General features: G+C 71.3%; 15 protein-coding genes. 5 read left to right on the forward strand and 10 right to left on the reverse strand.

Features of this window, described 5'->3' with window-relative positions; all coding sequences use genetic code 11:
* Positions 1-3: 3 nt before the first annotated feature.
* Positions 4-216: an MbtH family protein gene (locus ACFFQA_RS17130; protein ID WP_377852962.1), complete on the reverse strand. Its 213-nt coding sequence runs from the start codon at positions 214-216 to the stop codon at positions 4-6.
* Complete coding sequence (locus ACFFQA_RS17135; RefSeq protein ID WP_377852963.1) at positions 216-1,151, reverse strand: ArsR/SmtB family transcription factor; 936 nt, start codon at positions 1,149-1,151, stop codon at positions 216-218. Before ACFFQA_RS17135 ends, ACFFQA_RS17130 begins: the two co-directional genes overlap by 1 nt.
* A gap of 570 nt (positions 1,152-1,721) precedes the next feature.
* Between ACFFQA_RS17135 and ACFFQA_RS17140 the strand changes: the two genes are divergently transcribed.
* Genes ACFFQA_RS17140 through ACFFQA_RS17150 form a run of 3 tightly spaced genes read left to right on the forward strand, consistent with a single transcriptional unit; the run spans position 1,722 to position 3,917 of the window.
* Positions 1,722-2,159, forward strand: coding sequence for a helix-turn-helix domain-containing protein (locus ACFFQA_RS17140; protein WP_377852964.1), 438 nt, complete (start codon positions 1,722-1,724; stop codon positions 2,157-2,159).
* Positions 2,152-2,742 carry a hypothetical protein gene (locus ACFFQA_RS17145; protein WP_377852965.1) on the forward strand — a complete coding sequence of 197 codons (591 nt, stop codon included), beginning with the start codon at positions 2,152-2,154 and terminating at the stop codon, positions 2,740-2,742. The genes ACFFQA_RS17140 and ACFFQA_RS17145 overlap by 8 nt, the downstream gene beginning before the upstream one ends.
* Positions 2,739-3,917 (forward strand): MAB_1171c family putative transporter, encoded by a 1,179-nt coding sequence (locus tag ACFFQA_RS17150; RefSeq protein ID WP_377852966.1) that lies wholly within the window; start codon positions 2,739-2,741, stop codon positions 3,915-3,917. Before ACFFQA_RS17145 ends, ACFFQA_RS17150 begins: the two co-directional genes overlap by 4 nt.
* A 101-nt stretch (positions 3,918-4,018) precedes the next feature.
* On the opposite strand, the gene ACFFQA_RS17155 is transcribed toward ACFFQA_RS17150, so the two are convergent.
* Complete coding sequence (locus ACFFQA_RS17155) at positions 4,019-5,014, reverse strand: ABC transporter substrate-binding protein (protein WP_377852967.1); 996 nt, start codon at positions 5,012-5,014, stop codon at positions 4,019-4,021.
* Between the two features lie 92 nt (positions 5,015-5,106).
* Here ACFFQA_RS17155 and ACFFQA_RS17160 point away from each other — a divergent pair, with 92 nt between their 5' ends.
* On the forward strand, positions 5,107-5,688 hold the full coding sequence (locus ACFFQA_RS17160; RefSeq protein ID WP_377852968.1) for a hypothetical protein: 582 nt from the start codon (positions 5,107-5,109) through the stop codon (positions 5,686-5,688).
* 5 nt (positions 5,689-5,693) lie between these two features.
* Here the strand turns inward: ACFFQA_RS17160 and ACFFQA_RS17165 are convergent, their stop codons facing one another.
* On the reverse strand, positions 5,694-6,182 hold the full coding sequence (locus ACFFQA_RS17165; protein ID WP_377852969.1) for a heme-degrading domain-containing protein: 489 nt from the start codon (positions 6,180-6,182) through the stop codon (positions 5,694-5,696).
* Entirely contained in the window at positions 6,152-7,207 is a 1,056-nt protein-coding gene (locus ACFFQA_RS17170) for a Gfo/Idh/MocA family oxidoreductase (RefSeq protein WP_377852970.1), read from the reverse strand. Before ACFFQA_RS17170 ends, ACFFQA_RS17165 begins: the two co-directional genes overlap by 31 nt.
* 58 nt (positions 7,208-7,265) lie before the next feature.
* On the opposite strand from ACFFQA_RS17170, the gene ACFFQA_RS17175 reads away from it, so the two are divergent.
* Complete coding sequence (locus tag ACFFQA_RS17175) at positions 7,266-8,447, forward strand: ROK family transcriptional regulator (protein WP_377852971.1); 1,182 nt, start codon at positions 7,266-7,268, stop codon at positions 8,445-8,447.
* On the opposite strand, the gene ACFFQA_RS17180 is transcribed toward ACFFQA_RS17175, so the two are convergent.
* From ACFFQA_RS17180 to ACFFQA_RS17200, 5 genes are all read right to left on the reverse strand, one after another.
* Entirely contained in the window at positions 8,432-9,139 is a 708-nt protein-coding gene (locus ACFFQA_RS17180) for a phosphotransferase (RefSeq protein ID WP_377852972.1), read from the reverse strand. The two genes, ACFFQA_RS17175 and ACFFQA_RS17180, sit on opposite strands and share 16 nt — an antisense overlap.
* Positions 9,140-9,284: 145 nt before the next feature.
* Positions 9,285-10,391 carry an o-succinylbenzoate synthase gene (menC, locus tag ACFFQA_RS17185; RefSeq protein ID WP_377853053.1) on the reverse strand — a complete coding sequence of 369 codons (1,107 nt, stop codon included), beginning with the start codon at positions 10,389-10,391 and terminating at the stop codon, positions 9,285-9,287.
* 14 nt (positions 10,392-10,405) lie between these two features.
* The gene (locus ACFFQA_RS17190; RefSeq protein ID WP_377852973.1) at positions 10,406-11,149 is read right to left on the reverse strand and encodes a GNAT family N-acetyltransferase; all 744 of its coding nucleotides are present in this window, start codon (positions 11,147-11,149) and stop codon (positions 10,406-10,408) included.
* Positions 11,150-11,166: 17 nt separating this feature from the next.
* A complete protein-coding gene (locus ACFFQA_RS17195) occupies positions 11,167-12,234 on the reverse strand; it encodes a M20 family metallopeptidase (protein ID WP_377852974.1) in 1,068 nt (355 codons plus the stop codon).
* Complete coding sequence (locus ACFFQA_RS17200; protein WP_377852975.1) at positions 12,231-14,135, reverse strand: S9 family peptidase; 1,905 nt, start codon at positions 14,133-14,135, stop codon at positions 12,231-12,233. Before ACFFQA_RS17200 ends, ACFFQA_RS17195 begins: the two co-directional genes overlap by 4 nt.
* Between the last annotated feature and the right edge of the window lie 49 nt (positions 14,136-14,184).

Consider the following 14,184-nt stretch of genomic DNA (forward strand, 5'->3'; position numbering starts at 1 on the left):
GGCTCACGCCCCCATCGCTGTGACCAGGCTGGCCGGGCGCATGTCCGTCCAGTTCTTCTCGATGTAGTCCAGCGCGCTCGCCCGGTCGGTCGCCGCGAGCGCGGTGCGCCACCCTGCGGGCACCTCGGCGAAGGCGGGCCACAGCGAGTGCTGGTTCTCGTCGTTGACCAGCACGAGGTACGTGCCGTCGGTGTCCTCGAACGGGTTCGTGCTCATCACGCCGCCCTTCCGGTGGAGTTGTCGGTGTTCCGTGGTGCCCGCGCGGGAACCCTGCTGCGCAGCAGGGCGATGCCCAGCGGGGTGAGCGTGTGCAGCACCGTGTTGCGGTTGCGCGCGGTGGTGATCAGCCCGGCCTGGCGCAGCACGGTCGCGTGCTTGCTGGCCCCGGCGAGGGAAATGCCCAGCCGCTGCGAGAGCACCCCGGTGGTGCAGCTCTCGGTCAGCGCTTGCAGTGCCGCGGCCCTGGTGTGCCCGACCAAGGCGGCCAGCGCCTGGTCGTTGGGCTCGGCGGCACCCCACAGCTCGGCCAGCGCCGCCGGGGTGTGCGGGACCGCGAACACCAGCGTCGGCGGTCCCCCCGGATCGGCGTTGTCGATCACCACGTGCTCGGCGCCGGTCAGGAACAGCGAGGGGCTGAGCACCAGCCCGCGCCCGTCCAGGTGCAGCTCGCGGTCGGTCCGGTCGGGAACCTCCAGCACCGGGGGGTTCCACTGCATCCGCAGGTTGAGGGTGTCGAGCATGCCCTCGACGCCGTTGCCGATGGCGATCCGGCCCCGGGCCTCGCGCTCGGTCTGCAACAGCGAGAAGATCCCGCTCCAGTACGGCAGCACGGCCACGCGGCAGAACTCGAAGACCGTCGCGGCGACCCGCCTGCCGTCCGCGTCCGCCGCGGTGCCCGCGCCTGGCGCGTGCCCGGCGTGGAAGAGCAGCTCGGCGACTGGCCTGCGCTCGGCGAGCAGCCGCTCCACGGCGTCCGCGACGCCCCGGTCCACGCCGCCCAGCCGCCGGCGGACCTGTTTCCGCCATTCACCGAACTGGGCATTGCCGCGACCCCGCAGCGCGTCGAGCGCGAAAACGCTCTCGACTACGGGCCCCAGGGTCGAGACCATTCTCATTGTGGCCAGGTCTGTCATCGTGAAGTGCACCCGCATGCACTTCACCTCCCCACCGTCACATAACCGAATGAATCCCGGGCTTGACGACCACGGGAGGTGACGAGCTCCCGCACTCCGCACCGAGGTGCACAGGACCAGGTGTTGATGCGCCCAACGGACCCGGTGTCCACCTACGGAAAACCCAAGAAACGTCCCCAGTAAAAGATGCCCCGGCCAGCGGATACGGCCAGTTTATGCATCGACGCACAACATAAACTGGCAAATCGAGGGGAGTCAACGAACGGTACAAAGAAGCTAAATCAGTGGACCGGCCAACCGTTCGTACTACGCCGATCGCGGTATCCCTAATGGCGATACATAATGCGGTTATTCCAGGTCGCGGGGCCACTGCGGATCGCGACCCCGCTCGGCGCTACTCCGGGCGGTGGGCGAGCGGGGCAGGGGATCTGTCATGGGTCGGACTGGGCCGTCCGGAGCACGGGGCGCGACGCTCGATCGGACCAGGCGCCAGTCGAAGGGAGCAAATGCTTCGAAGCACCGCGCGAGGGCCCCGGCCTGGGCTCGCGCCCGTAGTACTGTGCGGGCACTGACCTGCAGGAGGCCCGCATGACCGACCCCCGGCCCGAGGGAGACCGGTCGCTGGCCGTGAAGGTCGACCACCTCTTCCGCACCATCCGCCCGCGCGACGGCGGCGAGTTCAGCTTCGAGGAGGTCGCCGACGCCATCAGGGCGGGCGGCGTGACCATCTCCGCCACCTACCTGTGGCAGCTGCGCCGCGGCGTCCGGGACAACCCCACCAAGCGCCACCTCGAAGCGCTCGCGGGCTTCTTCGGCGTCCCGGTCGCCTACTTCTTCGACGACGGCGTCGCCGAGCGCATCGACGCGGAGCTGGCGCTGCTCAGCGCGCTGCGGGACAGCTCGGTGCGCCAGCTCGCGCTGCGCGCGTCGGGCCTGTCGCCCAAGAGCCTCAACGCGATCAGCGAGATGGTGAACCGGGTCCGCGAGATCGAGGGGCTGCCGGAGCCCACCTCCGCTGATGACTGACCCGCCCGGCTGGCAGGCGGCGGCGTCGCTGCGCCGCCGGTGGCGGCTGCGCGGGCTGCGCCGCCGGTGCGAGGCGAGGATCCGCGAGCTGCCGATGCCCGCGCCCTTCGACGTGCGCGAGCTGTGCCGCCTGGTGGCGGACAAGCGCGGCAGGCCGATCCGGCTGGTGCCGATCGCCAGCGACGGCGGTGTGCTGGGCATGTGGGCGGCGACCGACACCGCCGACGTGATCTGCTACGAGCAGGCCACCACCCGGCCGCACCAGGACCACATCATCCTGCACGAGCTCAGCCACCTGCTGTGCGACCACTACCCGGCGCCGCTGTCCTTCGCCGAGCACGCCAGGATGCTGCTGCCGGACCTGGACCCGGCGATGGTGCGCAGGGTGCTGGGGCGCACCAGCTACCTGACCTCCGAGGAGCAGGAGGCGGAGCTGCTGGCCTCGCTGATCCAGCGCCGGGCGCACCCGCCGGGCCACGCCGCCGACACCAGGAGGGGCGCGCTCTCCGACCGCATCCAGGCGGCGCTGGACTGGCAGGACGGCGGCGCCGGGCACCACTACCCCCGCTACCACCGCCGATGATCGACTGGCTGCGGTTCGTGGTCCCCGCCTTCCTGGTGTGGGCGTTCGTCACCCTCCGGATGGCCGGGGGGCAGCACCGCGCGAACAGCCCGGCCCGCCGCGCCATCATGCTGGCCCTGTTCAGCCTGGCGATCTCCATGACCGTGCTCACCCCCGCGCCCTACGCGGCGCTGGCGGAGCTGACCGGTGTGCCCAACGTCGCGCGGCTGGTCGGCCACTCGCTGATGCTGGTGGTGGCGTGGGCGATCCACATCTTCGTGCTCTCCCTCAACCGCCCCAACGACCTCGCGTGGCCGAGCACGCACCGCTACACGGCGGGCATGGTGCTGACCTTCGTGGGCATGGCGGTGACGTTCCTGCTCGCCGACCTGCCCGTGGACGACGTGCGCTTCGCGGGCCGCTACTCCGGCCAGCCGTGGGTGCTGGAGTACTGGCTGGTCTTCCTCTGCTACATGCTGCCCGCGTTCTGGAGCCTGGTCGGCAACGGCTGGCGGCTCGGCGGGCTGGCCGCGAACCCGTTGGTGCGACTGGGAATGCGGCTGATCGCGCTCGGCTCGCTCGCCGCCTTCGTCTACCACGTGCACAAGGCGCTGGTCTTCGCATCCGACGAGTACCACCTGCCGTACCCGGAGGAGGACCTCACCGCGCTGGACAAGTACCTCACCCCGGCGTCGGCGCTGCTGGCGCTGGCCGGGGTGATGATGCCCGTGCTCGGCCAGCGCCTGCGGCTGCCGGAGCTGTTCGAGTGGCTGCACCGCTACCGCACCTACCACACGCTGCGGCCGTTGTGGCTGGCGTTGTACCGGGCCAACCCGCACATCGCGCTGGAGCCCCCGGCCTCGCGGCTGTCGGAGCTGCTGATGCCGGGGGACATCGAGCTCCGGCTCTACCGCAGGGTGATCGAGATCCGGGACGGCAGGCTCGCGCTCCAGCCGTTCGTGGACGACAAGGTCGCCGAGGCGGCCCGCGAGCGCGCACAGCGCGACGGCGCCACCGGCCAGGCGCTGGAGGTCGCGACCGAGGCCGCGGTGCTGGCCGCCGCCCTGCGGGCCAGCGAGCGCCCCACGCCCGCTCCCGGCCCCCACCACCCGCCAGCCGAGGTACCCGGCGGCGGCGACCTGGACAGCGACATGGCCTTCCTGTCCGAGGTGGCCCGCGCATACCGCCGCGCCTAACCCCCTCCCCCCTCCCCCGGACCCAACCCCGCCATTCGCGGGCTTATGGACCTCTCCGGAGCTCCAAAGACGTCCATAAGCCCGCGAATGGCCGGAAAGCGCTACTTGAGGGTGGCGTCGATCTGGTCGGCTACTCGGGTCATGATGTTCGCGTAGCTGGCGTAGCTCATCGGGGCGACCGCGTCCCAGCCGACGAACCGGTTCGCCGCGGCGGCGGGCAGCGCGGCGAAGACCGGGTTGCGCTTCATCTGCTCCGGCGACAGCGACGCCCTGCGGGTGTCCCACATCAGGATGTCGCCCTGGTAGGCCGAGGCGTTCTCCCACGACAGCCGCTCGAAGTAGCCACCGCCCGCGGTGTCGGGGTTCTTCGGCGTGGTGATCGGCAACCCGAGCTCCTTGACGTAGTAGTCCAGGTCGGGATTGCGCGCGGGCACGACGACGAAGTACTCGTCCGGCGTTCCGCCCACCGCCAGGATGGTCTTGCCCGCCGCCTTCAACCGGGAACCGAGGTCGCGCAGCCGCTGCGCCGCGGCGGCGAACTTCTGCTCGTCGGCCTTCACACGCGCGGAGTCCACGTCGCCGCCGAGTGCGCGCGCCAGCTCCTTGTACTTGCGGATGCTTTCCGGCAGCGCGATCCCCGACTGCGCGACGCCGACGGTCGGCGCGATCGGCTTGACCGCCTTCTCCTGCTCCTCGGTCAGGTGCCACAGCCCGGCGAACTCCGCGTACTTCCCGCTCACCACGAGCTGCGGGCGCAGTCCGGCGAACTGCTCGATCCGCACCTCGCCGTAGGCGGGCCCGGTCACGTCGGTGACGGTTTTCGGGTCGATGCTGCCCGCCTCGGCCTCGACCGCGCCGGAGCCGGTGACCAGCGGCCCGAACGTCCCGACGACCTGGACCCCGAAGTCCTTGAGCGCACCGGCCGCCGACACCTGCGCGACGATCCTCTGTGGACGCTCCGGCGCGGTGACGGTGACCCCGCGGTCGTCGGTGTAGGACCAGGAGCCGTTGCGCTGCCCGGATTCCGCCGAGCCGCACCCTGCGGCGACCAGTCCGACTGCCACCACAAGACCCACCACCGCGCGCGCTCCTCGCACCACACCCACCTCCGTTGATTAGGTGAGGCTAACCTAGCTTGCCTGTCGCTCATTCGGGTGACGGATGTGACCGGTGTCTAAGGTCGGCGGCCATGACGATTCCATGGGGGGACTCGGTGTCGGCGGTGCGCGCTCGGCGGTACGGCCGGGTGAAGCTGACCTTCACGAAGGACGGCTGGAAGCTCGAACGGTGCCGGGTCACCACGGAGGACCTGACGACCTGGTGGTGGTGGAGCTTCGGCCTGAGCCTGGTGCTGGCCTGGGGCTGGGCGGGACCCGCCTACCTGCTCGGAGCCCCGGAACCGGTCGTGTTCGCCGGCGGTGCGCCGGGCGCGATCCTGCTCGTTGTCATGCTCGTCTGGGGCCTGGTGTCGGCAATCGTCGAAGTGGTGGCCTTCTGCCTGGCTTTCCTCGGCCTGTTCACCCGCAAGGGCAGGCGCCTGCTGTTCGGCAAGGCGCCTGCCAGCACGTGGGAGCCCCCGCTGCTGGAGCTCCCGGCGAATGCGGTGGCAGCAGCCCGGACGACCCACCACTGGCGCCGCACGGCGGTCACCGTGCGCATGGTGGACGGCACGGAGTTCCGCTACTCCCGCTTCGGTTCCCGCCACGCCCGCCGAGCCCTGGAAGGCAACTTCGCCGCCCTCCTCGGCCCCCGTCTGGTCACCGCCGCCTGACCCCGCTAAGCCAGGAACGCCTCCAGGTTGGCGATCACGAAGCGGTGGTCGTCAACCTGGGGCAGGCCGGACACCGCCACGGTGCCGATCACGCCGACCCCGGTCACCGCCACCGGGAACGCGCCGCCGTGCGCCGCGTAGCGGTCCGGGTCCAGCCGGAAGGTCTCCTCGAACGTGCTTCCCTTGCTGCGCGCCAGTTCCCCGACGTAGAGGGAGCTGTGCGCGAACCGGTCGACCACCCGGCACTTGCGGTCCAGCCACGCGTCGTTGTCCGCGCTCGTGCCGTCCAGCGCCGCGTGGAACAGCCGTTGTCCGTTGCGGCGCAAGGAGATCGCGACGGGCAGCTGTTCGGCCCGCGCGGCCTCGGCCAGTCGCACGCCGAGCGCCCACGCGATGTCGTTGTCGAAGGCCGCGAACCGCAGCCGCGCCTCCTGCTCCAGCAGTTCGTCCACTGTGTACACGGCTACGCCTCCAGCTCCACGACACGGCCGCATCCCGCCGAGAGCCGGGCCGCCTCGATGACCTCCAGTGCGGTGATCGCGTCCACCGGCGAGACCGGAACCGGGGCCCCGTTCCGGATCGCGGCGACCATGCCCCGGTAGAAGTCCTGGTAGGCACCGGCTTCCGTCTCGACCGTGCGGGTCTCGCCTTCGATGCCGAGGGTTCCCCACCGGTTCTGCGGCTCCCGCCCCCACGACGGGGAGCCCGGCCGCAGACCGGACTTCAGCGCGTCCTCCTGACCGTCGAGGCCGTGCTTGGTGTAGGCGGCGCGATCACCGAGCACCCGGAACCGGTGCCCGCGCTGCGCGGCCAGCGAGCTCGACCACAGGTGCGAGGTGACACCGCCGACGTGGCGCAGCGCCACGAAGAAGTCGTCGTCGACCTCGACTCCGGGACGCTGCCGGGAGACCTCGGCGTAGACGGAGCGCACCGGCCCGAACAGGTGCAGGGACTGGTCGACGAGGTGCGCGCCGAGGTCGAAGAGCACGCCGCCCGCCTCCTCGGCCCCCGCCCGCTCACGCCAGCCCTGCTTCGGTTCCGGCACCCAGCGGTCGAAGCGCGACTCGAAGCGGAGCACACGGCCGAGCGAGCCGTCGGCGACCAGCTTGGCGACCGTGCGGAAATCACCGTCCCACCTGCGGTTCTGGAACACCGACAGCGGCACGCCTCGCTCGGCCGCGAGCGCTGCCAGCTCGCGGGCCTGCGCCGACGACGGCGCGAAGGGCTTGTCGACGACGACCGGGATGCCGCGCTCCAGCGCCGTGGCCGCGAGGGACACGTGGGTCCGGTTCGGCGTCGCCACCACGACGAGGTCGTGGTCATCGGAGGCGAAGAGCTGGTCGGCGGTGTCGAGCACGGCCGTCGCGGGGTGGTCGCGGCGCAGCCGCTCACGCTTGGCGGGGTCGGCGGTGACGACGGAAGCGAGGCTCAGACCCGGGGTGGCGGCGATCAGCGGCGCGTGGAAGACAGCGCCCGCGATGCCGTAGCCGAGCAGCCCGACGCGGATCTCGGAGTGCACGGCACAATTAAACAACAGAGTTGGTTTAAAGTTGGAACCACTGGCTAGGATGTGATCAATGTCCTCCTCCCCCGCCTCCGGCGTGAACCTCGACGCCGTAAGGGACCACAACACCGCCCTGGTCCTCGCGCTGGTCCGGCGCAGTGGAGAGCTGAGCAGGGTCGAGGTCGCCGAGCGCGTCGGGCTCACCGGCCAGGCGATCTCGAAGATCATCTCCAGGCTGCTCGCGGACGGCCTGGTGCGCGAGGCTCGCCGCGAGGTGCACGGCAGGGGCAAGCCGAGGACGATGCTGCGGCTGGTCGGCCCGGCCAGGCACGCGCTCGGCGCGCACATCGACCGCGACGAGCTGCGGCTGGTGCTGGTCGACCTGACCGGCGAGATCGTCGACCGCCGCGTCCGGGCCTACGACAGCACGCCGCTGCGACCGGAGACCGCGGTCGCGATGCTGGCCGGGATGGTGGCGGAGCTGGTGGCCGAGCGAGCCCCGGCCGAGGTGACCGGCCTGGGCATCGGCCTGCCGGGGCCGCTGGACCACGCCACCGGCACGGTGCTCGGCGCGACCCACCTGCCTGGCTGGGACGAGGTGCCGCTCGCCGAGCTGGCCGCCAAGAGCACGGGCCTGCCGGTGCTGGTGGACAAGGACACCAACGCGGCGATCCTCGCGGAGAACTGGGACCGGGGCGACACCCTCAACGACGCCGCGCTGGTCTACGTGGGCACGGGCATCGGCGCCGGCCTGGTCCTCGGTGGCCGCGTCCACCGGGGCGCCCGCACCAACGCCGGCGAGTTCGGCCACACCACGTTGCGGGTGGACGGGCCGCTGTGCGCGTGCGGTCGCCGCGGCTGCGTGGAGGCGCTGTGCGGCCCGGCCACCGTCGGCGTTGCCCGTTCACTGGACGAGGCGGTCGTGTGGACGCCGGAGGCGGGAGCGCGCTTCACCGAGATCTGCGCCGCGGCGCGGGCCGGTGACGCCGACGCCACGCGGGAGCTGTCGTCGGCGGCCCGGCTGCTCGGTGTCGCGGCGGCGGACCTGGTGGCGTTGCTGGACATCGACGTGGTGCTGCTCGGCGGGCGGGCGCTGCGGGACTGCTCGGAGATCTACCTCGCCGAGGTCGCCCGCGCGCTGCACGAGCAGGAGGGCGAGTCGGTGCACGTCGCGCTCGCGGACCTCGACCCCGACCAGGTGGCGGCGGGCGCTGCCCGGCTGGTGCTGGCCCGCACCCACTACGCCACCCAGTGACGGTGGCGGGCGACCCACTCGTGGGCCTCCCGCACGGACTCCACCGCTCCGGCGGCACGCAGCCGCGACATCGCCGGATCGCCCGCATCGGCTCCCGCTTCGATCCCGCGCGCGCAGCGGTCCTGCCACCACAGCACGGTGTCGACCACGTGCGCCCGGTCGGCCAGGCCGTAGGCGTCGCAGATCGCCCGGAACCGCCGCGCCGTCTCCGGCGGGTCGGTCACGCCGGGGCCGAGGTCCAGGTACTGCCAGCACACGTGCGCCACGTCGTGGACACGAGCGCCGGGCGCGGCGAGATCCCAGTCCAGGAACGCGATCGGCAGCGACTCGCGGTACACCGTGTTCTTGGGCGCCAAGTCGTTGTGGCACAACACTTCCTGGTCGCCTGCCAGCGGTGTCCCCGCCGTCAGGTCGTGAAACTCGCGCACGAGCCGGGCGACCGCCTCCAGGCTCTCGACCGAGTCCACGCCGTCCCGGGACCGCCAGGCGATGTGGCCCTCCACGAACGTCAGGATCTCGCGCCCCTTGTCGTCCACACCGAGAAACCGCGGAGCGCCGGTCCAGCCGTGCCGCTCGAAGTGACCGAGCACCTGGTGGACGAAGGCCGCGTGCGGCCCGGTGGCCCGCCGCACGGTGTCCCCGACGCGGACGGGACCGGTGATGGAGCCGCCTTGCAAGGGAAGTTCTGTCACCTGCCCAGTCTCCCGCTGCCCGAACCGGTGGCCTTGGAGCTGGTCCACCGGTTGATCAGCGTGCAGCCCGTCCAGGGTGTGCACCACGTCTTCGTGTTCGTCGGCGAGGGCGGCCCGGCCCGCTTCCTCTTCAGCGGCGGTCGCCTCATGCCGGGTACCAGTGGGTGGAGGTGGTGAGGGAGGCGAGAACGGCGACGTCGGGCGTGACGCCGAGCCCCGGGCCGGTGGGGACCCGGACGTGGCCGTCGGCGAGCACGAACGGGGCGGTGACGTCCTGGGTGTAGTAGCGGTCCGACGCCGACGTGTCGCCGGGGAGGACGAAGCCGGGCAGAGCCGCCAGTGCGATGTTCGCCGCTCGCCCCAGGCCCGTCTCCAGCATGCCGCCGCACCACACGGGCAGTCCGTTCGCCGCACAGACGTCGTGGACGCGGCGGGCTTCCAGGTAGCCGCCGACGCGGCCCGGCTTGATGTTGACGATCCGGCAGGCACCGAGCGCGATCGCGTCCGCCGCGGCCTTCGCCGAGGTGATCGACTCGTCCAGGCAGATCGGCGTGCGCAGCCGCCCCGCCAGCTCGGCGTGGTCGCGCAGGTCGTCCTCGGCCAGCGGCTGCTCGATCAGCAGGAGGTCGAAGGCGTCCAGCCGCGCCAGGTGTGCGGCGTCGGCCAGGGTGTAGGCGGCGTTGGCGTCGACCTGGAGCAGCACGTCGTCCCCGAAGCGTTCGCGGACCGCGCGGACCGGTGCCACGTCCCAGCCGGGTTCGATCTTGAGCTTGACGCGCGCGTAGCCCTGCGCGAGGAACCCGTCCACCGTGTCGAGCAGCTCCGGGACGCTGTCGGCGATGCCCACCGACACACCGGCCGGGACCGTCTCGCGGACCGCGCCGAGGTGGGTCGCGAAGGAGGTGCCCGCCGCCCGGAGCTGCGCGTCGAGCACCGCCATCTCCACCGCGGCCTTGGCCATCGGGTGCCCCTTGAACCGGGCCATGGCATGGGATGCCCGCGAAGCATCCACTGTGGACAGCTCGCTCAGCGCGGGCAGCAGGAAGCGCCGGATCACCTCGGCGGCTCCGTCGACGTGTTCGGCCGAGTACAGCGGCTCCGACATCGCCACGCACTCCCCCCAGCCCTCCGACTCCGAGGTGACCAGGCGCAGCAGCAGCACGTCCCGTTCGTGCTCGGTGCCGAAGGACGTCCGGAACGGGGCGCGCAGCGGCATCCTGATCCGCCGCAGCTCCACGCCGTCGAGTTTCACCCTGCCTTCGAGTTTCACGCTGCCTCCCTGGTCAGCACGTACGAGCCGTCCGAGGTCATCCCCGTGAAGGCGTAGCCTCCCGCGACCGCGAGCCCGACAGCGTCGCGCAGCGCGGAACGCCACCGAGCAGCGACATCAGAATGCTTGCGCCGCAATGCTTCTATGTCCTTGGGAACACGGATGGACAGTGCGGGCGAGGTGTCCCACCCTGGCGTGAAACGCGGCAGGGGCTCGCCGTCGAGCCCTTCGGTCAGCAGCGGGCGGGTCGGTCCGACGGCGCTCACCGGCGAAAGCGGTTCGGTCAGCGACCACTCCACCAGGAACCGGTCGCTGTCCCCTTCGGCCATGGGGCCGTAGAAGTTCGGCAGGTAGCGCACCGGCCTCGCGCCGAGCTTGACGAGGTTGAAGTACCCGTTTCGGCGCACCAGGGGATCGAAGGTCCAGTGGATCGCCTTGAGGCCACGGGAGATCGCCCAGTCCCACTGGTGCAGCTTGAGCGCGAGCCCCACTCCGCGACCCTGGTGCCCGGTACGCACGCCGGCGATGTGCGAGTGCAGGCCGCCGGCGCTGTCGAAGAACCCGACGGACGCGCCGATCAGCTCGGTCCCGTCGTAGGCGCCCGCGATGTAGTTCCCTGCGAGGCGCAGCGCGCACATCAGCTCGGCGGGGACCGGCGATGCCGCGATGTCGGTGGACCAGATCTCGCCGAACAGCGCAGCGACCTGGTCGTACTCGGTGACTTCGGTCAGCTCGGCCACGCGGGGTTCCACCGCGCTCACCGCTGCCGCGCTGACAGCAGCTCCGTGATCAGCGCCGCCAGCAGCTGACTTCGCTCGTGCATGGCCGAGACCAGGACGTGTTCGTGCTCCGCATGCGCTCCGCCACCAACCGCGCCGAGACCGTCCAATGTGGGCACTCCGAGTCCTGCCGTGAAGTTGCCATCAGAGGCGCCACCGACCTCGGCCGAAGCAAGTCCCGGAGAGATCTGTTGTGCCAGCGCGAACAACGACGCTGAGGCTGTGGTCTCCAGCGGAGGCCGGTTGATGCCGCCGTTCACCACGAGCGAGGCACCGGGAACCACTGGGCGCAGCGCGCGGATCGCCGCATCGACCCGGTTCTGTTCCACGGCGGTCCGGGCGCGGACGTCCACGGCCACCTCCGCCGAGGCCGCGACCGTGTTCGTGGTGGTTCCCGACCGCGCGACGGTCGGCGTGACCGTCGTGCTGCCGGAGGCGAGTCCGGTCAGCGCCAGGACCTGGTGGGCCAGCTCGATGGTGGCGTTGACGCCGCGATGGGGTTCAAGGCCCGCGTGCGCCGCGAGTCCGGTGATCTCCACGGAGTAGTTCGAGGTGCCCGCGCGGCCGGTCTTCAGCCCGCCGCCGTCGGCGCTGCCCTCCATCACCAGGCACGCCGCCGCCCCTGCCGCGTTCTTCTCGATGAGCTCTCGCGAGGTCGGGGACCCGATCTCCTCGTCGCTGGTCACCAGGAACGTCACCCCGTCCCGGTCATCCACTGTGGACAGCGCGTGGAGGGCCTGGACCAGCCCGGCCTTCATGTCGAAGCAGCCGGGGCCGGTTGCCACGCCGTCGGCGGAGACCGCGAACGGCTTGCGGGCGAGCGTGCCCAGTGGCCACACGGTGTCCTGATGCCCCAGCAGCAACACCTTCGTCGGCCCACCGAAGCTCCACCGCAGGTGCGTGCGGCCGTCGATCACGATCACCTCGGGCGGTACGCCGAGCAGCCGCTCCCCCACGGACGCGACGGCGCGCGCACCGGCCGCCGTGGCGGCGAGGTCGTCGGACGGCGACTCCACGCTCACCAGTGCTTCCAGGTCTTCGATCACGATGTTCCCCCTACGTGCTGGTCAACCCATTCAACGATTCTGCGGTTGTAGTCGATGCGGTGCGACGGTCTGCCGTTGAGGACGAACAAATGGCTCGCACCTGGGTAGCGGACGAGCCGGGTCGGCACTCCGCGTACGCGCAACGCGGTGAACCACTGCTCCGCTTGGCCTATGGGACAGCGGTCGTCGTTCTCCCCGTGCAGCAGAAGAGTTGGCGTCTCCACCCGGTGCACCGAGCGCATCGGGTCCTGTGCGGACAGCCGGGCCGGATCGGCGTGCGGCAGCGCGAGGAACTCACGCGAGCCGAGGAAGTGACCGGCGTCCGACGTGCCGTACATGCTGGTCAGATCGGAGACACAGCCCCCGGCGACGGCGGCGGCGAACAGGTCGGTGTGACCGGTGAGCCAACAGACGGCGTATCCGCCGTAGCTGTAGCCGCACACGGCGATCTCGGACTCCCGTGCGACTCCGGACTCGATCAGCGCCCGTACCGGGCCGACGAAGTCCTGCTGGTCCACAACTCCCCAACCGCCCAGGCCCGCGGTGAAGAAGTCCTCGCCATAGCCGTCGCTCGCGCGCGGGTTGAGCAACAGCACCGACCAGCCCTTGGCGGCCAGGACCTGGTGGTAGAAGTGCCTTCCGTCGAACACGGGCGACCACGCGTTGTGCGGACCGCCGTGGATGTCGAGCAACAGCGGCCCCGGCTCCGACAGCGACGGATCGCGCAGCAACCATCCGTGCACCTCGGTGCCGTCGTCGGAGGTGAACACCCTGGGCCGCGCGGTGAACAGGTCCACGTCCGGCAACGACTCGACGCCGTAGTCGGTCAGCCGCAGCGGCTCCCCACCGTCCACAGTGGTCACGAAGATGTCCCCTGCGGAGGTCGGGCTCGCCTCGACGTAACAGATCCGTTCCCCCACAACGGACATCCCGGAGATCACGGTCTCCGGGGTACCGATGATCTTGCGCGGAGTGCCTCCGGAGGCGGGCACCGCGTAGACGTGGGTGCAGCCCTGGTCGCGAGCGGCGAACACCACCGTGTCCCCCGAGGCTTGCGGTGCCGCGCCCGGATACCCGCCGCTGCCCGGCATCACGTTGCGGTCGAACCCCGGCGCGAGGTCCTCCAAGGACTCGCGGACGAGTCGGGTGTGCCCGACGCCCCCGGCGGCGACAGCGGTCAGCACCAGACCGCAAGGGAGCCAGTACGCGTCACGGAAGAGCAGGTCACCGCCCTCGACGTGGCGGGAGTCCAGCACGAACGCGGTGGATCGCGGCGTCACGTCGCCCTCGGTCACGCAGTACGCGAGCTGACCGTCCGGGGACCAGGACGCGCCGGAGACGTGGAAGTCGCCGGAGGTGACCTGGACCGGGACCGCGCCTTCGTCCAGGTCCAGCACGAACACGTGGTTGCGCAGCTGCCGCAGCAGCCCCGAGCCATCGGCCTTGTAGTCGATCCGGTCGGTCACCACCGGTTCCGTGGCGCGCCTGGCCTGGTCGACGTCCTCACCGCCGAGGTCGGCCGGTGCGCAGAACGCGAGTTTCGTCCCGCTGGGATGCCAGGTCGCGGGCCCGGCGCCGAGGGCGCGAAAGGTCAGCTGGCGGGCTTCGCCCCCGTCCACGGGCAACGCCCAGAGCTGGGGCTTGCCGTCCACCGGGCGCAGGAACACGATCGTGCCGCCGTCCGGCGACCAGCGCGGGGCGGAGTCGTTGTCACCCAGGGTGAGCTGCCACGGCTGGCCGCCGTCGGCCGGGACGAGCCAGAGAGCGCTGCGAGCGGCGTCCACGTCCTCGTCATCGCCGTGCAGCACGTAGACGACCGTGCCGCCATCCGGCGAAAGGTGGGGATCGGCGGGGACACGCAGGCGGAACTGGTCGGACCAGCCGAGGCGGCGTCGTGTCATACCCGCACGGTACGTACCGGCGAGGCCGCCCGCTCCGGACGGAAGTCGC

This window comes from Allokutzneria oryzae, from assembly GCF_042429765.1.
GTDB lineage: Bacteria > Actinomycetota > Actinomycetes > Mycobacteriales > Pseudonocardiaceae > Allokutzneria > Allokutzneria oryzae.

Excerpts from the sequence above, each read along its gene's own strand:
- ACFFQA_RS17130 (WP_377852962.1), bottom strand. The coding sequence starts at position 216 with ATGAGCACGAACCCGTTCGAGGACACCGACGGCACGTACCTCGTGCTG.
- ACFFQA_RS17135 (WP_377852963.1), bottom strand. The coding sequence starts at position 1,151 with ATGCGGGTGCACTTCACGATGACAGACCTGGCCACAATGAGAATGGTC.
- ACFFQA_RS17140 (WP_377852964.1), top strand. The coding sequence starts at position 1,722 with ATGACCGACCCCCGGCCCGAGGGAGACCGGTCGCTGGCCGTGAAGGTC.
- ACFFQA_RS17145 (WP_377852965.1), top strand. The coding sequence starts at position 2,152 with ATGACTGACCCGCCCGGCTGGCAGGCGGCGGCGTCGCTGCGCCGCCGG.
- ACFFQA_RS17150 (WP_377852966.1), top strand. The coding sequence starts at position 2,739 with ATGATCGACTGGCTGCGGTTCGTGGTCCCCGCCTTCCTGGTGTGGGCG.
- ACFFQA_RS17160 (WP_377852968.1), top strand. The coding sequence starts at position 5,107 with ATGACGATTCCATGGGGGGACTCGGTGTCGGCGGTGCGCGCTCGGCGG.
- ACFFQA_RS17165 (WP_377852969.1), bottom strand. The coding sequence starts at position 6,182 with ATGCGGCCGTGTCGTGGAGCTGGAGGCGTAGCCGTGTACACAGTGGAC.
- ACFFQA_RS17175 (WP_377852971.1), top strand. The coding sequence starts at position 7,266 with ATGTCCTCCTCCCCCGCCTCCGGCGTGAACCTCGACGCCGTAAGGGAC.
- ACFFQA_RS17200 (WP_377852975.1), bottom strand. The coding sequence starts at position 14,135 with ATGACACGACGCCGCCTCGGCTGGTCCGACCAGTTCCGCCTGCGTGTC.